We start from the raw sequence: 21777 nt of genomic DNA on the forward strand, positions 1-21777 counted from the left end.
ATCGCCAGCCGTTCAAGGCGATGCACTGAAGGCTGGGGGCGAAAGCCCCCGGCCTTTGGCCGTTTCAGGCGGGAACCGGGAATCGGGAGTGGAGAATCGGAGCAGCCACGCTATGTGCGCCCCACGATTCCCATTTCTCCATTCCCCATTCCCCGCTTCACCACCGAGTTGGTAGTTGGAAGTAGCGGGAGAAGGCGTGCTGGTGCCGGCAATACCAGCGACTTCCAACTGACAATTTATGTTCACTCAGGGCCGCGGACGCGTGGCCCGCATCAGCCAAGGTGATACCTCATGACGTCTTATTCGTTCACCGAAAAGAAGCGTATCCGCAAGGACTTCGGCAAGCAGCGCTCGATCCTCGAAGTGCCGTTCCTGCTCGCCATCCAGGTGGATTCCTACCGCGAGTTCCTGCAGGAGAACACCGACCCGAACAAGCGTTCGGACCACGGCCTGCACGCGGCCCTGAAATCGGTGTTCCCGATCTCCAGCTACAGCGGCAACGCGGCGCTGGAGTACGTCGGCTACAAGCTCGGCGAACCGGTGTTCGACGAGCGTGAATGCCGCCAGCGCGGCATGAGCTACGGCGCGCCGCTGCGCGTGACCGTGCGCCTGGTGATCTACGACCGCGAGTCCTCGACCAAGGCGATCAAGTACGTCAAGGAGCAGGAGGTCTACCTCGGCGAAATCCCGCTGATGACCGACAACGGTACCTTCATCGTCAACGGCACCGAGCGCGTCATCGTCTCGCAGCTGCACCGTTCGCCGGGCGTGTTCTTCGACCACGACCGCGGCAAGACCCACAGCTCGGGCAAGCTGCTGTACAGCGCCCGCATCATTCCGTACCGCGGCTCCTGGCTGGACTTCGAGTTCGACCCGAAGGACGCGCTGTTCACCCGTATCGACCGCCGCCGCAAGCTGCCGGTGTCGATCCTGCTGCGCGCGCTCGGCTACTCGAACGAGGAGATGCTGTCCGAGTTCTTCGAGATCAACACCTTCCACATCGACCCGAAGGAAGGCGTGCAACTGGAGCTGGTGCCCGAGCGCCTGCGCGGCGAGACGCTGAACTTCGACCTGGCCGACGGCGACAAGGTCATCGTCGAAGCCGGCAAGCGCATCACCGCGCGCCACGTCAAGCAGCTCGAGGCCTCCGGCATCGCCGCGCTGGCCGTGCCCGACGAGTACCTGGTCGGCCGCATCCTGTCGCACGACGTGGTCGATGCCTCGACCGGCGAACTGCTGGCCAGCGCCAACGACGAGATCAGCGAAGATCAGCTGACCGCGTTCCGCAAGGCCGGCGTCGACGCCGTGGGCACGCTGTGGGTCAACGACCTGGATCGCGGTCCGTACCTGTCCAACACCCTGCGCATCGATCCGACCAAGACCCAGCTCGAGGCGCTGGTCGAGATCTACCGCATGATGCGTCCGGGCGAGCCGCCGACCAAGGACGCCGCGCAGAACCTGTTCCACAACCTGTTTTTCACCTTCGAGCGCTACGACCTGTCCACGGTCGGCCGCATGAAGTTCAACCGCCGTGTCGGCCGCAAGGAAGTCACCGGCGAGTCGGTGCTGTACGACAAGAAGTACTTCGGCGAGCGCAACGACGAAGAGTCCAAGCGCCTGGTCGCCGAGCACGCCGACAGCTCCGACATCCTGGACGTGATCAAGGTCCTGACCGAGATCCGCAACGGCCGCGGCGTGGTCGACGACATCGACCACCTGGGCAACCGTCGCGTGCGCTCGGTCGGCGAAATGGCCGAGAACGTGTTCCGCGTGGGCCTGGTCCGCGTCGAGCGCGCGGTCAAGGAGCGCCTGTCGATGGCCGAGTCCGAAGGCCTGACCCCGCAGGAACTGATCAACGCCAAGCCGGTGGCCGCCGCGATCAAGGAGTTCTTCGGCTCCTCGCAGCTGTCGCAGTTCATGGACCAGAACAACCCGCTGTCGGAAGTGACGCACAAGCGTCGCGTCTCCGCGCTGGGTCCGGGCGGCCTGACCCGCGAGCGCGCCGGCTTCGAAGTGCGCGACGTGCATCCGACCCACTACGGCCGCGTCTGCACCATCGAAACCCCGGAAGGCCCGAACATCGGCCTGATCAACTCGCTGGCGGTGTACGCCCGCACCAACCAGTACGGCTTCCTCGAGACGCCGTACCGTAAGGTCGTGGACGGCCAGATCACCGACGAGGTCGAATACCTGTCGGCGATCGAAGAGAACGAATACGTCATCGCCCAGGCCAACGCGCTGCACGACGCCAAGAGCCGCCTGACCGAGCAGTTCGTGCCGTGCCGCTACCAGGGCGAGTCGCTGCTGAAGCCGCCGGCGGAAGTGCACTTCATGGACGTGTCGCCGATGCAGACCGTGTCGATCGCGGCGGCGCTGGTGCCGTTCCTGGAGCACGACGACGCCAACCGCGCACTGATGGGCGCGAACATGCAGCGCCAGGCCGTGCCGACGCTGCGTGCGCAGAAGCCGCTGGTCGGTACCGGCATCGAGCGCGCGGTGGCGCGCGACTCGGGCGTGACCGTGAACGCGCGCCGTGGCGGCGTGATCGAGCAGATCGACGCCGGCCGCATCGTGGTCAAGGTCAACGAAGCCGAGATCGGCGGCGGCACCGACGCCGGCGTCGACATCTACAACCTGATCAAGTACACGCGCTCCAACCAGAACACCTGCATCAACCAGCGTCCGCTGGTCAACGTGGGCGACGTGATCGCGCGCGGCGACGTGCTGGCCGACGGCCCCTCGACCGACATCGGCGAGCTGGCCCTGGGCCAGAACATGCTGATCGCGTTCATGCCGTGGAACGGCTACAACTTCGAAGACTCCATCCTGCTCTCCGAGCGCGTGGTGGAAGAGGATCGCTACACCACGATCCACATCGAAGAGCTGACCTGCGTGGCGCGCGACACCAAGCTGGGACCGGAGGAAATCTCCGCCGACATCCCCAACGTGTCCGAGCAGGCGCTGAACCGTCTGGACGAGAGCGGCGTGGTGTACATCGGTGCGGAAGTGCGCGCCGGCGACATCATGGTCGGCAAGGTCACGCCGAAGGGCGAGAGCCAGCTGACCCCGGAAGAGAAGCTGCTGCGCGCGATCTTCGGCGAGAAGGCCTCGGACGTGAAGGACAGCTCGCTGCGCGTGCCGCCGGGCATGGACGGCACCGTCATCGACGTGCAGGTGTTCACCCGTGATGGCATCGAGAAGGACAAGCGCGCCCGCCAGATCGAGGAAAACGAGATCAAGCGGGTCAAGAAGGACTTCGACGACCAGTTCCGCATCCTCGAGAGCGCGATCTACGCGCGTCTGCGTGGCCAGCTGATCGGCAAGGTCGCCAACGGCGGTCCGAACCTGAAGAAGGGCGACACCATCAGCGACGCCTACCTGGACGGCCTGAAGAAGTCCGACTGGTTCGCGCTGCGCATGAAGGACGAGGATGCCTCCGAGGCGATCGAGCGCGCGCAGAAGCAGATCCAGGCGCACGAGAAGGAGTTCGAGCGTCGCTTCGCCGACAAGCGCGGCAAGATCACCGCCGGCGACGACCTCGCCCCGGGCGTGCTGAAGATGGTCAAGGTGTTCCTGGCGGTGAAGCGCCGCATCCAGCCCGGCGACAAGATGGCCGGTCGCCACGGCAACAAGGGTGTCGTGTCGATGATCCAGCCGATCGAGGACATGCCGTACATGGCCAACGGCGAGACCGTGGACATCGTGCTGAACCCGCTGGGCGTGCCGTCGCGTATGAACATCGGTCAGGTGCTGGAAGTGCACCTGGGCTGGGCCGCCAAGGGCCTGGGTCGCAAGATCCAGAACATGCTCGAGGCCCAGGCCAAGGTCGCCGACCTGCGCAAGTTCCTGGCGCAGATCTACAACCACGACCAGAAGCTGGGCGAGGACCGTGTGGATCTGGACCAGTTCAGCGACGCGGAGCTGCTGGCGTTGTCGAAGAACCTGACCGACGGCGTGCCGATGGCCACCCCGGTGTTCGACGGTGCGACCGAAGCCGAGATCAAGCACATGCTCGAACTCGCCGACCTGCCGATCAGCGGCCAGACCCAGCTGTACGACGGCCGCACCGGCGAGGCGTTCGATCGCCACACCACGGTCGGCTACATGCACATGCTGAAGCTGAACCACCTGGTCGACGACAAGATGCACGCGCGCTCCACCGGCCCGTACTCGCTGGTCACCCAGCAGCCGCTGGGCGGCAAGGCGCAGTTCGGCGGCCAGCGCTTCGGCGAAATGGAAGTCTGGGCGCTGGAAGCCTACGGCGCGGCCTACACCCTGCAGGAAATGCTGACGGTGAAGTCCGACGACGTGCAGGGCCGCAACCAGATGTACAAGAACATCGTCGACGGCGAGCACGAGATGGTCGCCGGCATGCCGGAGTCCTTCAACGTGCTGGTGAAGGAAATCCGCTCGCTGGCGATCAACATGGAACTGGAAGACTGAGGGCAGGGAATGAGGAGTCGGGACTAGGAAACCGCCCGGGCGCGTGCCCACAGGCCGCCGGCGTTTCCTGTCCCGCCTCTCCGCTTCCAACGATTCCCTATTCGCTATTCCCGATTCCCGGAGAAATCAAATGAAAGACCTGCTCAACCTCTTCAACCAGCAGCGCCAGACGCTGGACTTCGACGCGATCAAGATCGCGCTGGCCTCGCCGGACCTGATCCGTTCCTGGTCCTTCGGCGAAGTGAAGAAGCCGGAAACCATCAACTACCGGACCTTCAAGCCCGAGCGCGACGGCCTGTTCTGCGCCGCCATCTTCGGCCCGATCAAGGACTACGAGTGCCTGTGCGGCAAGTACAAGCGCATGAAGCACCGCGGCGTGGTCTGCGAGAAGTGCGGCACCGAAGTGACCCTGGCCAAGGTGCGTCGCGAGCGCATGGGCCACATCGACCTGGCTTCGCCGGTCGCGCACATCTGGTTCCTGAAGTCGCTGCCGTCGCGCATCGGCCTGATGCTGGACATGACCCTGCGCGACATCGAGCGCGTGCTGTACTTCGAAGCCTACGTGGTGACCGAGCCGGGCCTGACCGCCCTGGAGCGCCGCCAGCTGCTGACCGAAGAGCAGTACCTGACCGCGCGCCAGGAGCACGGCGACGACTTCGACGCCGCCATGGGCGCCGAGGCCGTGTACGAACTGCTGCGCACCATCGACCTGCAGTCGGAAATGACCCGCCTGCGCGAAGAGATCGCCAGCACCGGTTCGGAAACCAAGCTCAAGCGCCTGACCAAGCGCATCAAGCTGATCGAGGCCTTCATCGAGTCCGGCAACCGTCCGGAGTGGATGGTGATGACCGTGCTGCCGGTGCTGCCGCCGGATCTGCGTCCGCTGGTGCCGCTGGACGGTGGCCGCTTCGCGACCTCCGATCTGAACGACCTGTATCGCCGCGTCATCAACCGCAACAACCGCCTGCGCCGCCTGCTCGAACTGAACGCGCCGGACATCATCGTGCGCAACGAAAAGCGCATGCTGCAGGAATCGGTCGATGCGCTGCTGGACAACGGCCGTCGCGGCCGCGCCATCACCGGCACCAACAAGCGCCCGCTGAAGTCGCTGGCCGACATGATCAAGGGCAAGCAGGGCCGGTTCCGCCAGAACCTGCTCGGCAAGCGCGTGGACTACTCCGGCCGTTCGGTCATCGTGGTCGGCCCGACCCTGCGCCTGCACGAGTGCGGCCTGCCGAAGAAGATGGCGCTGGAGCTGTTCAAGCCGTTCGTGTTCGCCAAGCTGCAGCGTCGCGGCCTGGCCACCACCATCAAGGCCGCCAAGAAGCTGGTCGAGCGCGAAGAAGCCGAAGTCTGGGACATCCTGGAAGAGGTGATCCGCGAGCACCCGGTGCTGCTGAACCGTGCGCCGACCCTGCACCGCCTGGGCATCCAGGCGTTCGAGCCGGTGCTGATCGAAGGCAAGGCGATCCAGCTGCACCCGCTGGTCTGCACCGCGTTCAACGCCGACTTCGACGGTGACCAGATGGCCGTGCACGTGCCGCTGTCGCTGGAAGCGCAGCTGGAAGCGCGCGCGCTGATGATGTCCACCAACAACATCCTGTCGCCGGCCAACGGCGAGCCGATCATCGTGCCGTCGCAGGACGTGGTGCTGGGTCTGTACTACATGAGCCGCGCCCTGGAGAACAAGAAGGGCGAGGGCATGGTGTTCGCTAACATCGCCGAAGTGAAGCGCGCCTACGACAACCGTGCGGTCGAACTGCACGCCAAGGTCAAGGTCCGCATCACCGAGACGGTGATCGACGAAGAAGGCAACCGCAGCAAGAAGACCTCGATCGTGGACACCACGATCGGGCGCGCGCTGCTGGCCGAGATCCTGCCGGAAGGCCTGCCGTTCGCGCTGGCCAACACCGAGCTGACCAAGAAGAACATCAGCCGCCTGATCAACTCCAGCTACCGCCAGCTGGGTCTGAAGGACAGCGTGGTGTTCGCCGACAAGCTGATGTACACCGGCTTCGCCTACGCCACCCGCGCTGGCGTGTCGATCGGCATCGACGACATGCTGATCCCGTCGGAGAAGAGGGGCATCCTCGGCGAAGCCGAGCAGGAAGTGCTGGAAATCCAGGAGCAGTACCAGTCCGGTCTGGTCACCGCCGGCGAGCGCTACAACAAGGTCGTGGACATCTGGTCGCGCACCAACGAGCGCATCGCCAAGGCGATGATGGACACCATCGGCACCGAGAAGGTGGTCAACGCCAAGGGCGAGACCATCGACCAGAAGTCGATGAACTCGCTGTACATCATGGCCGACTCCGGCGCGCGTGGTTCGCAGGCGCAGATCCGTCAGCTGGCCGGCATGCGCGGCCTGATGGCCCGCCCGGACGGCTCGATCATCGAGACGCCGATCAAGGCGAACTTCCGCGAAGGCCTGAACGTGCAGGAGTACTTCAACTCCACCCACGGTGCCCGTAAGGGTCTGGCCGATACCGCGCTGAAGACCGCCAACTCCGGTTACCTGACCCGTCGCCTGGTCGACGTGGCGCAGGACGTGGTCATCACCGAGCCGGATTGCGGCACCACCGACGGCCTGACCATGACCCCGATCGTGGAAGGCGGCGACGTGGTCGAGCCGTTGCGCGACCGCGTGCTCGGCCGTGTGGTGGCCGAGGACGTGTTCCTGCCGGGCAACGACGAGGATCCGATCGTCACCCGCAACACCCTGCTCGACGAGCAGTGGGTGGCCAAGCTGGAAGAGGCCGGCGTGCAGTCGGTCAAGGTCCGCTCGACGATCACCTGCGAATCGGCGTTCGGCGTGTGCGCGCGCTGCTACGGCCGCGACCTGGCCCGTGGCCACCTGGTCAACATCGGCGAAGCGGTGGGCGTCATCGCCGCGCAGTCGATCGGCGAGCCGGGTACCCAGCTGACCATGCGTACCTTCCACATCGGCGGCGCGGCCTCGCGTGCGGCGGCGGTGGACAACATCACGGTCAAGACCACCGGTTCGATCAAGTTCAACAACCTCAAGTCGGTCGAGCATGCCAACGGCTCGCTGGTGGCGGTGTCGCGTTCGGGCGAACTGTCGGTGCTCGACGGCCACGGCCGCGAGCGCGAGCGCTACAAGCTGCCGTACGGCGCCACCATCACCGCCAAGGACGGTGATGCGGTCAAGGCCGGCCAGTCGGTGGCGAACTGGGATCCGCACAACCACCCGATCGTGTCGGAAGTGGCCGGTTTCATCCGCTTCATCGACTTCATCGACGGCGTCACCGTCATCGAGAAGACCGACGAACTGACCGGCCTGGCCTCGCGCGAGATCACCGATCCGAAGCGTCGCGGTACCCAGGCCAAGGACCTGCGCCCGATCGTGCGCATCGTCGACGCCAAGGGCAACGACCTGACCATCCCGGGCACCGATCTGCCGGCGCAGTACCTGCTGCCGCCGCGCTCGATCGTCAACCTGCAGGACGGCGCGCCGGTCGGCGTGGGCGACGTGGTCGCCAAGATCCCGCAGGAAGCGTCCAAGACCCGCGACATCACCGGTGGTCTGCCGCGCGTGGCCGACCTGTTCGAAGCGCGCAAGCCGAAGGATCCGGCGATCCTGGCCGAGCGTTCGGGCATCATCAGCTTCGGCAAGGACACAAAGGGCAAGCAGCGCCTGATCATCAAGGACACCGACGGGTCGGAGCACGAAGAGCTGATCCCGAAGTACCGCCAGATCATCGTGTTCGAAGGCGAGCACGTGGCCAAGGGCGAAACCGTGGTGGACGGCGAGCCGAGCCCGCAGGACATCCTGCGTCTGCTGGGCGTCGAGCCGCTGGCCGCGTACCTGGTCAAGGAAATCCAGGACGTGTACCGCCTGCAGGGCGTGAAGATCAACGACAAGCACATCGAGGTCATCACCCGGCAGATGCTGCGCAAGGTCGAGATCACCGACCAGGGCAACAGCAAGTTCCTCAACGGCGAGCAGGCCGAGCGCCAGCGCGTCATCGAGGAGAACGCCCGCCTGGTGACCCGTAACGAGCTGCCGGCGAAGTACGAGCCGGTGCTGCTGGGCATCACCAAGGCGTCGCTGGCGACCGAGTCGTTCATCTCGGCCGCGTCGTTCCAGGAGACCACCCGCGTCCTCACCGAGGCGGCGGTCCGCGGCACCAGCGACACGCTGCGCGGCCTGAAGGAAAACGTGATCGTGGGTCGCCTGATCCCGGCCGGTACCGGCCTGGCGTACCACAACACGCGCCGCCGCAACGCCAGCGGCCTGACCGAGTCGGAGATGCAGACCCTGTCCGGCGGCAGCGCCGAGCCGGCGGTCGAGACCTCCGCCCCGGCGGCGGCCGGCAGCGAAGAGTAAGCAGCACGCCGGACCGGTCCCGCATGCGGGGCCGGTCTACCACGCGAAAGGGGGCGCAGCGGAAGCGCCCCGTATTCCGGCCCCGGATGGGCCAGCAAGTAAAAATTCCGTTGTGTTGACGGCGCTTTGACTTGCCCGCTATACTTTCCTGTCTCGGCAGGCCGTCCTTCGGCCTGCCTTCGTTTTCACGCATCCAGGCCCGACGGCCTCAATCAGAAGAATCCACTGATGGCGACGATCAACCAGCTGGTCCGCAAGCCGCGGCAGGCGACTACCTACAAGAGCGCCTCTCCGGCGCTGGACAAGTGCCCGCAGCGCCGTGGCGTCTGCACGCGCGTGTACACCACCACCCCGAAGAAGCCGAACTCGGCCCTGCGCAAGGTCGCCAAGGTGCGCCTGACCAACCAGGAAGAGGTCATCAGCTACATCGGCGGCGAAGGCCACAACCTGCAGGAGCACTCCGTGGTCCTGATCCGCGGCGGCCGCGTCAAGGATCTGCCAGGCGTGCGCTACCACACCGTGCGCGGTTCGCTAGACGCCGCCGGCGTTGCCAAGCGTCGCCAGGGTCGTTCCAAGTACGGCGCCAAGCGCCCGAAGAGCTAAGGGAAAGTACACATGTCTCGTAAAGGTAATACGCCGCAGCGCGCCGTTCTCCCGGATCCCAAGCACGGGAGCGAAACCATCGCCCGCTTCATCAACATGGTGATGCTGAGCGGCAAGAAGTCGGTCGCCGAAAAGATCGTGTACGGCGCGATGGACGTGATCGGCGAGAAGAACCCCAACGCCATCGAGCTGGTGCAGAAGGCGCTGGACAACGTCGCTCCGGCGGTCGAAGTCAAGTCCCGCCGCGTCGGCGGTGCCACCTACCAGGTGCCGGTCGAGGTGCGTTCCTCCCGTCGCATGGCGCTGGCGATGCGCTGGCTGATCGACTCCGCGCGCAAGCGCGGCGAGAACTCGATGCCGCGCAAGCTCGCGGCCGAGCTGGTCGACGCCTCGGAAAACCGTGGCGGCGCCATCAAGAAGCGCGAAGAGACTCACCGCATGGCGGAAGCGAACAAGGCGTTCGCGCACTACCGCTGGTGACCTTCCGGGCCTTGGAAACGGGGCCCGCTGGCACCATCTGAGTGCCGCTAGCCGCGCCGTTGCGCGTGGCACAAATCCGAAGGCCGCCGCAAGGCGGCGTTCGGCCATCCGAAATCCAAGAAATTTGAGAGGCTCCCTGTGGCCCGTACCACTCCCATCGAGCGTTACCGCAACTTCGGCATCATGGCTCACATCGATGCCGGCAAGACCACCACCTCCGAACGCATCCTGTTCTACACCGGCGTCAGCCACAAGATCGGCGAGGTGCATGACGGTGCCGCGACGATGGACTGGATGGAGCAGGAGCAGGAGCGTGGCATCACGATCACCTCCGCGGCCACCACCGCGTTCTGGACCGGTATGGACAAGTCCATGCCGCAGCACCGCTTCAACATCATCGACACCCCCGGGCACGTGGACTTCACCATCGAAGTCGAGCGTTCGCTGCGCGTGCTCGACGGCGCGGTGTTCGTGCTGTGCGCGGTCGGTGGCGTGCAGCCGCAGTCCGAGACCGTGTGGCGTCAGGCCAACAAGTACGCGGTGCCGCGTCTGGCGTTCGTCAACAAGATGGACCGCACCGGCGCCAACTTCGACAAGGTCGTCGAGCAGCTGAAGGCCCGCCTGGGCGCCTACCCGGTGCCGATGCAGGTGCCGATCGGCGCCGAAGACGGCTTCGAGGGCGTGGTCGACCTGGTCAAGATGAAGGCGATCCACTGGGATACCGCCTCGCAGGGCACCGTGTTCGAATACCGCGACATCCCCGCGCATCTGGTCGACAAGGCCACCGAAGCGCGCGCGTTCATGGTCGAGGCCGCGGCCGAAGCCAACGAAGACCTGATGGACAAGTACCTCAACGAGGGCGACCTGTCCGAGGCCGAGATCCTGGGCGGTCTGCGCGAGCGCACCCTGAAGGTGGAAGTGGTGCCGGTGTACTGCGGCACCGCGTTCAAGAACAAGGGCGTGCAGGCCATGCTCGACGGCGTGATCCAGTTGCTGCCGTCGCCCAGCGACCGTCCGCCGGTCAAGGGCATCGACGAGGACGAGAAGGAAGACAGCCGTCCGGCCACCGACAACGCCCCGTTCTCGGCGCTGGCGTTCAAGATCATGACCGACCCGTTCGTCGGCTCGCTGACCTTCTTCCGCGTCTACTCGGGCACGCTGAACTCCGGCGACCAGGTGTACAACCCGGTCAAGTCGAAGAAGGAGCGCGTGGGCCGCATCCTGCAGATGCACTCCAACAACCGCGAAGAGATCAAGGAAGTGCGCGCGGGCGACATCGCCGCGGCGGTGGGCCTGAAGGACGTCACCACCGGCGACACGCTGTGCGCGCAGGACCACATCATCACCCTGGAGCGCATGGTGTTCCCGGAGCCGGTGATCTCGATGGCGGTCGAGCCGAAGACCAAGTCCGACCAGGAAAAGATGGGCATCGCGCTGAGCCGTCTGGCGCAGGAAGATCCCTCGTTCCGCGTCAACACCGACGAAGAGTCCGGCCAGACCATCATCCGCGGCATGGGCGAGCTGCACCTGGAAATCATCGTCGACCGCATGAAGCGCGAGTTCAACGTCGAAGCCAACGTCGGCAAGCCGCAGGTGGCCTACCGCGAGACCATCCGCAAGGCGGTCAAGCAGGAAGGCAAGTTCGTGCGTCAGTCCGGCGGTAAGGGCCAGTACGGTCACGTCGTGCTCGAGATCGAGCCGCAGGAACGCGGCCAGGGCTACACCTTCGAGAACGCGATCGTCGGCGGCGTGGTGCCGAAGGAATACATCCCGGCGGTGGACAAGGGCATCCAGGAAGCGGTGGCCAACGGCGTGATGGCCGGCTACCCGATCGTGGACGTCAAGGTGCGCCTGATCGACGGTTCGTACCACGACGTCGACTCCTCGGAAATGGCGTTCAAGATCGCCGGCTCGATGGGCTTCAAGGAAGGCTTCAACAAGGCCAATCCGGTGCTGCTGGAGCCGATCATGAAGGTCGAGATCGTCACCCCGGAGGATTACCTGGGCGACGTGATGGGCGACGTGAGCCGTCGTCGCGGCATCCTGCAGGGTCAGGACGACAGTCCGTCGGGCAAGGTGATCAACGCGATGGTGCCGCTGGGCGAAATGTTCGGCTACGCCACCACGCTGCGCTCGATGTCGCAGGGTCGCGCCACCTTCTCGATGGAGTTCGACCACTACGCCGAAGCGCCGGCCAACATCGCCGACTCGGTCATCAAGAAGAACTGAGATTAGAGCGACGGGATGCGTGCCGCGGACCCGGTCCGCGCCGCATCCCGCTCTCTCGTCCCCCAATACGAATCACGAGGTAGAGAAGACATGGCAAAGGGTAAGTTCGAGCGCACCAAGCCGCACGTCAACGTCGGCACCATCGGTCACGTCGACCACGGCAAGACCACGCTGACCGCGGCGCTGACCAAGATCGGCGCAGAGCGCTTCGGCGGCGAGTTCAAGGCGTACGACGCGATCGACGCGGCGCCGGAAGAGAAGGCGCGCGGCATCACGATCTCGACCGCCCACGTGGAATACGAATCCCCGACGCGCCACTACGCGCACGTGGATTGCCCGGGTCACGCGGACTACGTCAAGAACATGATCACCGGTGCGGCGCAGATGGATGGCGCGATCCTGGTGTGCTCGGCCGCTGACGGCCCGATGCCGCAGACCCGCGAGCACATCCTGCTGTCGCGCCAGGTCGGCGTGCCGCACATCGTGGTGTTCCTGAACAAGGCCGACATGGTCGACGACGCCGAGCTGCTCGAGCTGGTCGAGATGGAAGTGCGCGAGCTGCTGAGCAAGTACGACTTCCCGGGCGACGACACCCCGATCATCCACGGTTCGGCCCGCCTGGCGCTGGAAGGCGACCAGAGCGAGATCGGCGTGCCGGCGATCCTGAAGCTGGTGGACGCGCTGGACTCGTTCATCCCGGAGCCGCAGCGCGACGTGGACAAGCCGTTCCTGATGCCGGTGGAAGACGTGTTCTCGATCTCGGGCCGCGGCACCGTGGTGACCGGCCGTATCGAGCGCGGCATCATCAAGGTGGGCGACGAAATCGAAATCGTCGGCATCCGTGCGACGCAGAAGACCACCGTGACCGGCGTGGAAATGTTCCGCAAGCTGCTGGATCAGGGTCAGGCGGGCGACAACGCGGGCCTGCTGCTGCGCGGCACCAAGCGTGACGACGTGGAGCGCGGCCAGGTGCTGTGCAAGCCGGGTTCGATCAAGCCGCACACCGACTTCGAAGCCGAAGTGTACGTGCTGTCGAAGGACGAGGGTGGCCGTCACACCCCGTTCTTCAAGGGCTACCGTCCGCAGTTCTACTTCCGCACCACCGACATCACCGGTGCGGTGCAGCTGCCGGAAGGCGTGGAAATGGTGATGCCGGGCGACAACGTCAAGATGGTGGTGACGCTGATCAACCCGGTGGCGATGGACGAAGGCCTGCGCTTCGCGATCCGCGAAGGCGGCCGTACCGTCGGCGCCGGCGTGGTGGCCAAGATCATCAAGTAATGCCCTCCGGCGGCCGAGGCCGCCGGTGGAATCGCCGGCGACTGCGGTCGCCGGCATCGCGAAGGGTCGGCGCACGCCGGCCCTTCGTCGTTTCGGGTCAGCAGAAATCTTGCGATTTGCTGCGCCGTGGTGTTGCGGAGGCGTGAAGTCGTCGCTATAATGCGCGGCTCGGCGTTCCTGGGTAGGGCGCCGGCAAGACAGCGAAAAGAGAGGCAGGACGCCGCTCGTGTTCGCAGGACCGGGAAGGTCGCGTCGCATGGAGCACTCAACAGCCCCGGGTTGTTGACGCTGCTCTAGCTGCGCATTATACTTTTCCGTCTGGGCAGGCCGGGTCGACTGGTCTGCCCCAGTTTTTGGGGCGGAGGAATGCCCCCGCCGAGCCGGATGCTCTGCGGTACGACATCAGGAAACAACCGGGGCAGGTATCCCAGAGGCCTTGCCCGTCGCTCTTTTAACGAAGGAACCCACCGTCATGGCGGACCAAAAGATCCGGATTCGGCTGAAGGCGTTCGATCATCGTTTGATCGACCGTTCGGCCAGCGAGATCGTCGAGACGGCCAAGCGGACCGGCGCGCAAGTGCGTGGCCCGATCCCGCTGCCGACCAAGATCGAACGCTACACCATCCTCGTTTCCCCGCACGTCGACAAGGACGCGCGTGACCAGTACGAGACCCGCACGCACAAGCGCGTGCTCGACATCGTCGACCCCAACGACAAGACCGTGGACGCGCTGATGAAGCTCGAACTCGCGGCTGGCGTCGATGTCCAGATCAAGTTGACCTGAGGACTACGACCATGACGAAGAAGTATTCGTTGGGCTTCGTGGGCCGCAAGGCCGGCATGAGCCGCGTCTTCACCGAAGACGGCCGCTCCATCCCGGTCACCCTGATCGAAGCGACCCCGAACCGCATCACCCAGCTCAAGACCGTCGAAGCCGACGGCTACAGCGCCGTGCAGATCACCGTGGGCGCCCGTCGCGCCGCGCTGGTCAACAAGCCGGCGTCCGGCCATTTCGCCAAGGCGAAGGTCGAAGCGGGTCGCGGCCTGTGGGAGTTCCGCGTCGAGGACGCGCAGCTGGGCGAGTTCGCCGTCGGCGGCGAAATCAAGGCGGACATCTTCGCCGTCGGCCAGAAGGTCGACGTCCAGGGCGTCACCAAGGGCAAGGGCTTCCAGGGCACCATCAAGCGGCACAACTTCCGCATGGGCGATGCCACCCACGGTAACTCGCTGTCGCATCGCGCGCCGGGTTCGCTGGGTCAGCGCCAGACCCCGGGTCGCGTTTTCCCGGGCAAGAAGATGTCCGGCCACATGGGCGCGGTGCAGCAGAGCACGCAGAATCTGGAAGTGGTCAAGGTCGACGTCGAGCGTGGCCTGATCGCCATCCGCGGCGCTGTGCCTGGCGCTGCCGGTGGCGACGTGATCGTGCGTCCGGCTAGCAAGGCATAAGGAGAGATGACGATGGAACTCGTTATCACGGGTAGCAACAACAAGGTCTCGGTCTCCGACGCCGTGTTCGGCCGCGATTTCAGCGAGGATCTGGTTCACCAGGTCGTCGTCGCCTATCGCAACGCCGGCCGCGCCGGCACCAAGGCGCAGAAGACGCGTTCGGAAGTCAATGGCACCACCAAGAAGTCGAAGAAGCAGAAGGGCGGTGGCGCTCGCCACGGCGCGCTGACCGCTCCGATCTTCGTCGGCGGTGGCGTGACCTTCGCGGCCAAGCCGCGCAGCTTCGAGCAGAAGGTCAACCGCAAGATGTACCGCGCGGCCATCTGCGCGATCCTCTCGGAACTGAACCGCCAGGGCCGCCTGATGGTCGTCGACGCGTTCGACGTCGAGGCCAGCAAGACCAAGGGCCTGGTCGAGAAGCTGAAGGGTCTGGAAGTGGGCAAGCGTCCGCTGATCGTGACCGAAGAAGCGTCCGAGCATCTGTACCTGTCCGCCCGCAACCTTCCCTACGTGGAAGTGCGCGACGTGCAGGGCCTGGATCCGGTGTCGCTGGTCGGGGCCGACACGGTCGTGATCACCGCCGATGCGGTCAAGAAGGTCGAGGAGTGGCTGGCATGAGCAGCAACGAAAAAATCTTCAGCGTGCTGCGCGCTCCGCGTGTCTCCGAAAAGACCGCGCGCCTGCAGGAACTCTCCAATCAGTACGTCTTCGAGATTTCGAACGAAGCCACCAAGGCCGATGTCAAGGCCGCGGTCGAGCAGCTGTTCGACGTCAAGGTCGAGTCGGTCAACGTGTTGAACGTCAAGGGCAAGAACAAGTCCTTCCGTTCGCGCAGCGGTCGTCGCGGCGATTGGCGCAAGGCGTACGTGCGTCTGGCCGAAGGCCAGTCCATCGACGTAACGGCCAAGGCCTGAGGTACATCCCATGCCATTGATGAAATTCAAGCCCACCTCCGCAGGCCGTCGTTCGGCCGTGCGCGTGGTCACGCCCGATCTGCACAAGGGCGCCCCGCACGCTGCACTGGTGGAAAAGCAGAGCAAGTCCGGTGGTCGTAACCACCACGGCCGCATCACCACCCGCCACGTCGGCGGTGGCCACAAGCAGCACTACCGCGTCATCGACTTCAAGCGCAACAAGGAAGGTATCCCGGCGCGCGTGGAGCGGATCGAATACGATCCCAACCGCACCGCCCATATCGCCCTGCTGTGCTACGCCGACGGCGAGCGCCGCTACATCATCGCGCCGAAGGGCCTGAAGGCCGGCGACCAGGTGATCGCGGGTTCGGATGCGCCGATCAAGACCGGCAACACCCTGCCGCTGCGCAACATCCCGGTCGGTACCACCGTCCACGGGATCGAGCTGAAGCCGGGCAAGGGCGCGCAGATTGCGCGTGCCGCCGGCGCCGCGGTGCAGCTGGTCGCGCGTGAAGGCATCTACGCCACCCTGCGTCTGCGCTCCGGCGAAATGCGCAAGGTGCCGTCCGAGTGCCGCGCCACCATCGGCGAAGTCGGCAACGACGAGCACAACCTCGAGAAGCTGGGCAAGGCGGGCGCGAAGCGCTGGCGCGGCGTGCGTCCGACCGTTCGCGGTGCGGCCATGAACCCGGTCGACCACCCGCACGGTGGTGGCGAGGCGAAGGCCGGTCAGGGTAATCCGCATCCGGTCACCCCGTGGGGTGTTCCGACCAAGGGTTACAAGACGCGCCATAACAAGCGCACCGAACAATTCATCGTCCGCGATCGTAGGGGCTAATCGACCATGGCACGTTCACTCAAGAAGGGCCCGTTCGTCGATCACCACCTCGTCAAGAAGGTGGAGGCCGCGGCCGGTAGCAAGCGTCCGATCAAGACCTGGTCGCGTCGCTCGATGATCCTGCCGGAGATGGTGGGTTTCACCATCGCCGTGCATAACGGCAAGAACCACGTTCCGGTGCTGGTCAACGAGAACATGGTCGGCCACAAGCTCGGCGAATTTGCCGTCACCCGGACCTTCAAGGGTCACGGTGGCGACAAGAAGTCGGGCCGGTAAGGAGAGATGACGATGGAAGCGAAAGCAATCCTGCGCACCGCGCGCATCTCCCCGCAGAAGGCCCGCCTGGTCGCCGACCAGGTCCGTGGTCTTTCCGCCGAGCGGGCGGTCAACCTGCTGAAGTTCTCGGACAAGAAGGCTGCCCACCTGATCAAGAAGGTGGTGGAGTCGGCGATCGCCAATGCCGAGAACAATCAAGGCGCGGATGTCGACGAGCTGAAGGTCAAGACCATCATGGTTGATGAAGGTCCGACCCTGAAGCGTTTCATGGCGCGGGCGAAAGGCCGCGGTACCCGCATCCTCAAGCGCACCAGCCACATCACTGTGGTTGTGGGCGCCGCCAAGTAAGCGGAAAGGAAAAGACGATGGGTCATAAAGTTCATCCGATCGGAATCCGCCTGGGTATCGCCAAGGACTGGAATTCCAAGTGGTACGCCAACAAGGCCGAGTTCGCCGGTTACCTGGCAGCCGACCTCAAGGTCCGCGAAATGCTGCGCAAGAAGCTGGCGCAGGCGGGCATCAGCAAGATCCTGATCGAGCGTCCGGCCAAGACCGCGCGCGTGACGATCCACACCGCCCGCCCGGGCGTGGTGATCGGCAAGCGCGGTGAGGACATCGAGAAGCTGCGCAAGGAAGTGAGCGAGATGATGGGCGTCCCCGCCCACATCAACGTCACCGAAGTGCGCAAGCCGGAGCTGGACGCGCAGCTGGTCGCCGAGTCGATCGCGCAGCAGCTGGAGCGTCGCATCATGTTCCGCCGCGCGATGAAGCGCTCGGTCGGCAACGCGATGCGCCTGGGTGCCCTGGGCATCAAGGTCAACGTCGCCGGCCGTCTGAACGGTGCGGAAATCGCCCGTTCCGAGTGGTACCGCGAAGGCCGCGTGCCGCTGCACACGCTGCGTGCCGACATCGACTACGGCTTCGCCGAAGCCAAGACGACCTACGGCATCATCGGCATCAAGGTCTGGATCTACAAGGGCGAGATCTTCGATTTCTCCCAGGTTGGCCAGGAAAAGCAGGACGATTCCCCGCGCAACGATCGTAACGATCGCGGCGACCGTGGCGACCGTCCGTCGCGTCCGGCCCGTGAAGCGAGGTAACGGCAATGTTGCAACCCAAGCGAACCAAATACCGCAAGATGCACAAGGGTCGTAACGACGGCCTGGCGTGGAGCGGAAACGCCGTCAGCTTCGGCGAGTACGGGCTGAAGGCCACGGCGCACGGTCAGCTGACCGCGCGCCAGATCGAAGCGGCGCGCCGCTCGATCAGCCGCTACGTCAAGCGCGGCGGCAAGATGTGGATCCGCGTGTTCCCGGACAAGCCGATCACCAAGAAGCCGATCGAAGTGCGAATGGGCTCCGGTAAGGGTAACGTCGAGTACTGGGTCGCGCAGATCCAGCCCGGTCGCATGATCTATGAAATCGAAGGCGTCGGCGAAGATGTCGCGCGCGAGGCGTTCCGCCTGGCCGCTGCCAAGCTTTCGGTGACCACCACCTTCGTGACCCGGACGGTACGCTGATGGACATCAAACAACTCCGCGAGAAGTCGGCCGACGATCTGAAGGCCCACCTGACCGATCTGCGCAAGGAGCAGTTCGCCCTGCGCATGCAGCAGGTCACCGGGCAGCTGCCGAAGACTCACGAAACCCGCCGGGTGCGCCGCGAGATCGCTCGCGTCAAGCACCTGCTCGGCAGCACGAAGTAAGGATGGCCGCGATGAGCGACAATAACGAAAGCAAGACGCTGCGCACGGTCGAAGGCCGTGTGGTCAGCAACAAGATGGACAAGACCGTCACCGTGCTGGTGGAGCGTCAGGTCAAGCATGCGCTGTACGGCAAGTACATCAAGCGCTCGACCAAGCTCCACGCCCACGACGCCGACAACGCCTGCAACGAAGGCGATGTCGTGCGCGTGACCGAGATTGCGCCGATGTCCAAGACCAAGAACTGGCGGGTGGTGGAAATCGTCACCCGCGCGGCCGAATAAGGGAGATCTGAATCATGATCCAGATGCAGAGCTACCTCGACGTCGCCGACAATTCCGGTGCCAAGGAAGTGATGTGCATCAAGGTGCTCGGCGGCTCCAAGCGCCGCTACGCGCACATTGGCGACATCATCAAGGTCACCGTCAAGGACGCGATCCCGCGCGGCAAGGTCAAGAAGGGCGAAGTCTACGACGCCGTCGTCGTGCGTACCCGCAAGGGCGTGCGTCGTCCGGACGGTTCGTTGATCCGCTTCGATGGCAACGCCGCGGTGTTGCTCAACAACAAGCAGGAGCCGATCGGTACGCGCATCTTCGGGCCTGTGACCCGCGAGCTGCGTTCCGAGAAGTTCATGAAGATCGTCTCGCTCGCTCCCGAAGTGCTGTGAGCGGAGGACATACACATGGCTAACCGTATCAAGAAGGGCGACCAGGTCGTCGTCACCACCGGCAAGGACAAGGGCAAGCAGGGCGAAGTCGTCCGCGTCGACGGCGACCGCGTGGTCGTCTCCAACGCGAACATCGTCAAGCGCCACACCAAGCCGAACCCGCAGGCGGGCGTCGCCGGCGGCGTGGTCGAGCGCGAAGCGTCGATCCATATTTCCAACGTTGCGATCCTCAACCCGGCCACGGGCAAGGGCGACCGCGTTGGCTTCAAGGTGCTGGAGGATGGACGCAAACTGCGTGTGTTCCGCTCCAGCGGTGAGGCGCTCGACGCCTGAGGAATGACACAATGACTTCCCGTCTCGAAAAGATCTACAAGGAAGAAGTGGTACCGGCTCTGATGAAGAAGTTCGGTTACACCAATCCGATGGAAGTGCCGAAGCTGGTCAAGGTCACGCTGAACATGGGCGTGGGCGAGGCGGCGACGAACAAGAAGATCCTGGAAAACGCCGTTGCCGACATGGCCAAGGTCTCCGGCCAGAAGCCGGTGGTGACCAAGTCGCGCATCTCGGTGGCCTCGTTCAAGATCCGCGATGGCTGGCCGATCGGCTGCAAGACCACGCTGCGTCGCGCCAAGATGTACGAGTTCCTGGACCGCCTGATCAACATCTCGCTGCCGCGCGTGCGCGACTTCCGCGGTGTCTCGGGGCGTTCGTTCGACGGCCGCGGCAACTTCAACATGGGCGTGAAGGAGCAGATCATCTTCCCGGAAATCGACTTCGACGCCGTCGACGCGATCCGCGGTATGGATATCGCCATCACCACCACCGCCAAGACCGACGCCGAAGCCAAGGCGTTGCTCGAAGCGTTCAAGTTCCCGTTCCGTAACTGATTGACGCCGGGATTGGGGATTCGGGATTCGGGATGGAAGGGCGCATGCCCGCCACCCCGGGTTCCGCGGATCTCAAATCCCCACTCTCGAATCCCGAGGATTTACAGATGGCAAAGACCTCCATGGTCAACCGCGACATCAAGCGCAAGAAGCTGGCGAAGAAGTTCGCCGACAAGCGTGATGCGCTGAAGAAGATCATCGCCTCCGGCACCGCCTCGTACGACGAGAAGGCCGAGGCTGTGACCAAGCTGCAGAAGCTGCCGCGCGATTCGTCGCCGAGCCGCCAGCGCACCCGTTGCGAGCTGTCCGGCCGCCCGCGTGGCGTGTACGGCAAGTTCGGCCTGGGCCGCAACATGCTGCGCAAGGCGACCATGAACGGCGACGTTCCGGGCCTGCGCAAGGCCAGCTGGTAATTCCAGCGGCGCCGGTCCCGTCCGCGGGGCCGGGCAGGGCGGTCTAGTCGCCCGTGTGTCGTTCAGACAACGAGTCCGACGCAAGTCGGACTTTTTGTCGTATACTCCCGCTCCTTGCCTCGCGGCAGGGACGGGTATGGCAGCCGCCGCGGGTTCCTCCGGCGGCTGCGCGCTTCACCCCCAGCGTCATTCCACCGCTCCACCACACAAGATTTTCGCGAAAGCGGATATCGGTGCACTCAAAGGTAGACACCATGAGCATGACTGATCCCATCGCCGACCTGCTGGTCCGCATCAAGAATGCGGCCGCGGTTGGCAAGCCGACGGTGAAGATGCCGTCCTCCAAGATCAAGGTTGCGATCGCGGAAGTGCTGAAGGCCGAAGGCTATATCAGCGATCTGCGCGTCAACGCGATCGAGAACAACAAGTCCGAACTGGAAATCGTGCTGAAGTATTTCGAGGGCCGTCCGGTCATCGATACGCTCAAGCGCGTTTCGCGTTCGGGTCTGCGCCAGTATCGCGGCAAGACCGAGCTGCCGAAGGTTCTCGGCGGTCTGGGCGTTGCCATCATTTCCACGTCCAAGGGCATCATGACCGATGCGCAGGCCCGTCAGGCCGGCGTCGGTGGCGAAGTCCTGTGCTTCGTGGCCTAAGGGAAGGAGCACTCACATGTCCCGCGTAGCCAAGAAGCCGATCTCCCTCCCGAAGGGCGTCGAACTCACCGTCCAGGCCGATCAGGTCAGCGTCAAGGGCCCGAAGGGCAACCTGTCGCTGCCGAAGCCGGCCGGCGTCGAAATCAAGCAGGAAAACGGTGTCGCCACGCTGTCGGCGAACGATCCGTCGCACATCGCCATCACCGGCACCGTTCGCGCCATCCTGGCGAACATGGTGCAGGGCGTGTCCGCGGGCTTCGAGCGCAAGCTCGAGCTGGTGGGCGTCGGCTACCGTGCCACGATGCAGGGCAAGGACCTGAGCCTGGCGCTCGGTTTCTCGCACCCGATCGTGTTCAGTGCGCCGGAAGGCATCACCCTGGCCGCTCCGACCCAGACCGAGATCGTGGTGCAGGGCGCCGACAAGCAGCGCGTCGGCGAAGTCGCTGCCAAGATCCGCGGTTTCCGTCCGCCGGAGCCCTACAAGGGCAAGGGTGTGAAGTACGCCGGTGAAGCCATCATTCGCAAGGAAGCCAAGAAGGCCTAAGCCCGGTGCTTCCATCAGGATTCCGGCCTCGCGAGGCCGGCGTCCCGAACGAAC

At 64.7% G+C, this 21777-nt stretch carries 23 protein-coding genes; all 23 read left to right on the forward strand.

Annotated features, from left to right (window positions below; all coding sequences use genetic code 11):
• The first annotated feature begins 291 nt into the window (after positions 1 to 291).
• The 23 genes from rpoB (at position 292) to rplF (ending at position 21723) form a co-directional block, all read left to right on the forward strand.
• Positions 292 to 4443: a DNA-directed RNA polymerase subunit beta gene (rpoB, locus tag PG878_RS04215; protein WP_017908393.1), complete on the forward strand. Its 4152-nt coding sequence runs from the start codon at positions 292 to 294 to the stop codon at positions 4441 to 4443.
• A 130-nt stretch (positions 4444 to 4573) separates the two neighbouring features.
• Entirely contained in the window at positions 4574 to 8791 is a 4218-nt protein-coding gene (gene rpoC, locus PG878_RS04220; protein ID WP_209031943.1) for a DNA-directed RNA polymerase subunit beta', read from the forward strand.
• Between the two features lie 228 nt (positions 8792 to 9019).
• Complete coding sequence (gene rpsL / locus PG878_RS04225; protein WP_003469157.1) at positions 9020 to 9394, forward strand: 30S ribosomal protein S12; 375 nt, start codon at positions 9020 to 9022, stop codon at positions 9392 to 9394.
• Positions 9395 to 9406: 12 nt separating this feature from the next.
• A complete protein-coding gene (gene rpsG / locus PG878_RS04230) occupies positions 9407 to 9874 on the forward strand; it encodes a 30S ribosomal protein S7 (protein ID WP_010341334.1) in 468 nt (155 codons plus the stop codon).
• Between the two features lie 138 nt (positions 9875 to 10012).
• On the forward strand, positions 10013 to 12103 hold the full coding sequence (fusA, locus tag PG878_RS04235; RefSeq protein WP_010341333.1) for an elongation factor G: 2091 nt from the start codon (positions 10013 to 10015) through the stop codon (positions 12101 to 12103).
• 90 nt (positions 12104 to 12193) lie between these two features.
• Positions 12194 to 13384: an elongation factor Tu gene (gene tuf / locus PG878_RS04240; protein WP_048490041.1), complete on the forward strand. Its 1191-nt coding sequence runs from the start codon at positions 12194 to 12196 to the stop codon at positions 13382 to 13384.
• A gap of 472 nt (positions 13385 to 13856) precedes the next feature.
• Positions 13857 to 14168 carry a 30S ribosomal protein S10 gene (rpsJ, locus tag PG878_RS04245; RefSeq protein WP_010341589.1) on the forward strand — a complete coding sequence of 104 codons (312 nt, stop codon included), beginning with the start codon at positions 13857 to 13859 and terminating at the stop codon, positions 14166 to 14168.
• 11 nt (positions 14169 to 14179) lie between these two features.
• Positions 14180 to 14830 carry a 50S ribosomal protein L3 gene (gene rplC / locus PG878_RS04250; RefSeq protein ID WP_010341590.1) on the forward strand — a complete coding sequence of 217 codons (651 nt, stop codon included), beginning with the start codon at positions 14180 to 14182 and terminating at the stop codon, positions 14828 to 14830.
• A gap of 12 nt (positions 14831 to 14842) precedes the next feature.
• Positions 14843 to 15448 carry a 50S ribosomal protein L4 gene (rplD, locus tag PG878_RS04255; RefSeq protein ID WP_010341591.1) on the forward strand — a complete coding sequence of 202 codons (606 nt, stop codon included), beginning with the start codon at positions 14843 to 14845 and terminating at the stop codon, positions 15446 to 15448.
• Complete coding sequence (rplW, locus tag PG878_RS04260) at positions 15445 to 15744, forward strand: 50S ribosomal protein L23 (RefSeq protein WP_010341592.1); 300 nt, start codon at positions 15445 to 15447, stop codon at positions 15742 to 15744. The genes rplD and rplW overlap by 4 nt, the downstream gene beginning before the upstream one ends.
• Positions 15745 to 15754: 10 nt before the next feature.
• Positions 15755 to 16582 (forward strand): 50S ribosomal protein L2, encoded by an 828-nt coding sequence (rplB, locus tag PG878_RS04265; protein ID WP_010341593.1) that lies wholly within the window; start codon positions 15755 to 15757, stop codon positions 16580 to 16582.
• A 6-nt stretch (positions 16583 to 16588) separates the two neighbouring features.
• The gene (gene rpsS, locus PG878_RS04270) at positions 16589 to 16858 is read left to right on the forward strand and encodes a 30S ribosomal protein S19 (RefSeq protein ID WP_010341594.1); all 270 of its coding nucleotides are present in this window, start codon (positions 16589 to 16591) and stop codon (positions 16856 to 16858) included.
• A 12-nt stretch (positions 16859 to 16870) separates the two neighbouring features.
• Positions 16871 to 17206, forward strand: a complete 336-nt coding sequence (rplV, locus tag PG878_RS04275) for a 50S ribosomal protein L22 (RefSeq protein WP_003470663.1) — start codon at positions 16871 to 16873, stop codon at positions 17204 to 17206.
• A 17-nt stretch (positions 17207 to 17223) separates the two neighbouring features.
• On the forward strand, positions 17224 to 17958 hold the full coding sequence (rpsC, locus tag PG878_RS04280; protein WP_010341595.1) for a 30S ribosomal protein S3: 735 nt from the start codon (positions 17224 to 17226) through the stop codon (positions 17956 to 17958).
• A 5-nt stretch (positions 17959 to 17963) separates the two neighbouring features.
• Positions 17964 to 18377 carry a 50S ribosomal protein L16 gene (gene rplP, locus PG878_RS04285; protein WP_003470657.1) on the forward strand — a complete coding sequence of 138 codons (414 nt, stop codon included), beginning with the start codon at positions 17964 to 17966 and terminating at the stop codon, positions 18375 to 18377.
• On the forward strand, positions 18377 to 18562 hold the full coding sequence (gene rpmC / locus PG878_RS04290) for a 50S ribosomal protein L29 (RefSeq protein ID WP_010341597.1): 186 nt from the start codon (positions 18377 to 18379) through the stop codon (positions 18560 to 18562). The genes rplP and rpmC overlap by 1 nt, the downstream gene beginning before the upstream one ends.
• A gap of 11 nt (positions 18563 to 18573) precedes the next feature.
• Positions 18574 to 18843, forward strand: coding sequence for a 30S ribosomal protein S17 (gene rpsQ / locus PG878_RS04295; RefSeq protein ID WP_010341599.1), 270 nt, complete (start codon positions 18574 to 18576; stop codon positions 18841 to 18843).
• A 14-nt stretch (positions 18844 to 18857) separates the two neighbouring features.
• Entirely contained in the window at positions 18858 to 19226 is a 369-nt protein-coding gene (gene rplN, locus PG878_RS04300; RefSeq protein ID WP_003486699.1) for a 50S ribosomal protein L14, read from the forward strand.
• A 15-nt stretch (positions 19227 to 19241) separates the two neighbouring features.
• On the forward strand, positions 19242 to 19559 hold the full coding sequence (rplX, locus tag PG878_RS04305) for a 50S ribosomal protein L24 (RefSeq protein WP_010341604.1): 318 nt from the start codon (positions 19242 to 19244) through the stop codon (positions 19557 to 19559).
• An 11-nt stretch (positions 19560 to 19570) separates the two neighbouring features.
• Positions 19571 to 20113 (forward strand): 50S ribosomal protein L5, encoded by a 543-nt coding sequence (gene rplE / locus PG878_RS04310; RefSeq protein ID WP_010341606.1) that lies wholly within the window; start codon positions 19571 to 19573, stop codon positions 20111 to 20113.
• A 107-nt stretch (positions 20114 to 20220) separates the two neighbouring features.
• Complete coding sequence (gene rpsN / locus PG878_RS04315; protein WP_010341607.1) at positions 20221 to 20526, forward strand: 30S ribosomal protein S14; 306 nt, start codon at positions 20221 to 20223, stop codon at positions 20524 to 20526.
• A gap of 254 nt (positions 20527 to 20780) precedes the next feature.
• Complete coding sequence (gene rpsH, locus PG878_RS04320) at positions 20781 to 21179, forward strand: 30S ribosomal protein S8 (protein WP_010340446.1); 399 nt, start codon at positions 20781 to 20783, stop codon at positions 21177 to 21179.
• 16 nt (positions 21180 to 21195) lie between these two features.
• On the forward strand, positions 21196 to 21723 hold the full coding sequence (gene rplF, locus PG878_RS04325) for a 50S ribosomal protein L6 (protein WP_209031944.1): 528 nt from the start codon (positions 21196 to 21198) through the stop codon (positions 21721 to 21723).
• Positions 21724 to 21777 lie beyond the last annotated feature (54 nt).

The organism is Xanthomonas hawaiiensis (genome assembly GCF_031834635.1).
Classification (GTDB): Bacteria; Pseudomonadota; Gammaproteobacteria; order Xanthomonadales; family Xanthomonadaceae; genus Xanthomonas_A; species Xanthomonas_A sacchari.

Bases quoted from the DNA above. Each gene is read 5' to 3' on its own strand.
- rpsG (WP_010341334.1), top strand. From the start codon at position 9,407: ATGTCTCGTAAAGGTAATACGCCGCAGCGCGCCGTTCTCCCGGATCCC.
- rplV (WP_003470663.1), top strand. From the start codon at position 16,871: ATGGAAGCGAAAGCAATCCTGCGCACCGCGCGCATCTCCCCGCAGAAG.
- rpoC (WP_209031943.1), top strand. From the start codon at position 4,574: ATGAAAGACCTGCTCAACCTCTTCAACCAGCAGCGCCAGACGCTGGAC.
- rplX (WP_010341604.1), top strand. From the start codon at position 19,242: ATGGCTAACCGTATCAAGAAGGGCGACCAGGTCGTCGTCACCACCGGC.
- rpsS (WP_010341594.1), top strand. From the start codon at position 16,589: ATGGCACGTTCACTCAAGAAGGGCCCGTTCGTCGATCACCACCTCGTC.
- rplF (WP_209031944.1), top strand. From the start codon at position 21,196: ATGTCCCGCGTAGCCAAGAAGCCGATCTCCCTCCCGAAGGGCGTCGAA.
- rpmC (WP_010341597.1), top strand. From the start codon at position 18,377: ATGGACATCAAACAACTCCGCGAGAAGTCGGCCGACGATCTGAAGGCC.
- rplB (WP_010341593.1), top strand. From the start codon at position 15,755: ATGCCATTGATGAAATTCAAGCCCACCTCCGCAGGCCGTCGTTCGGCC.
- rpoB (WP_017908393.1), top strand. From the start codon at position 292: ATGACGTCTTATTCGTTCACCGAAAAGAAGCGTATCCGCAAGGACTTC.
- rplN (WP_003486699.1), top strand. From the start codon at position 18,858: ATGATCCAGATGCAGAGCTACCTCGACGTCGCCGACAATTCCGGTGCC.
- rplP (WP_003470657.1), top strand. From the start codon at position 17,964: ATGTTGCAACCCAAGCGAACCAAATACCGCAAGATGCACAAGGGTCGT.
- rplD (WP_010341591.1), top strand. From the start codon at position 14,843: ATGGAACTCGTTATCACGGGTAGCAACAACAAGGTCTCGGTCTCCGAC.
- rpsQ (WP_010341599.1), top strand. From the start codon at position 18,574: ATGAGCGACAATAACGAAAGCAAGACGCTGCGCACGGTCGAAGGCCGT.
- tuf (WP_048490041.1), top strand. From the start codon at position 12,194: ATGGCAAAGGGTAAGTTCGAGCGCACCAAGCCGCACGTCAACGTCGGC.
- rplW (WP_010341592.1), top strand. From the start codon at position 15,445: ATGAGCAGCAACGAAAAAATCTTCAGCGTGCTGCGCGCTCCGCGTGTC.
- rpsH (WP_010340446.1), top strand. From the start codon at position 20,781: ATGAGCATGACTGATCCCATCGCCGACCTGCTGGTCCGCATCAAGAAT.
- rpsJ (WP_010341589.1), top strand. From the start codon at position 13,857: ATGGCGGACCAAAAGATCCGGATTCGGCTGAAGGCGTTCGATCATCGT.
- rplE (WP_010341606.1), top strand. From the start codon at position 19,571: ATGACTTCCCGTCTCGAAAAGATCTACAAGGAAGAAGTGGTACCGGCT.
- rpsL (WP_003469157.1), top strand. From the start codon at position 9,020: ATGGCGACGATCAACCAGCTGGTCCGCAAGCCGCGGCAGGCGACTACC.
- rpsC (WP_010341595.1), top strand. From the start codon at position 17,224: ATGGGTCATAAAGTTCATCCGATCGGAATCCGCCTGGGTATCGCCAAG.
- rpsN (WP_010341607.1), top strand. From the start codon at position 20,221: ATGGCAAAGACCTCCATGGTCAACCGCGACATCAAGCGCAAGAAGCTG.
- rplC (WP_010341590.1), top strand. From the start codon at position 14,180: ATGACGAAGAAGTATTCGTTGGGCTTCGTGGGCCGCAAGGCCGGCATG.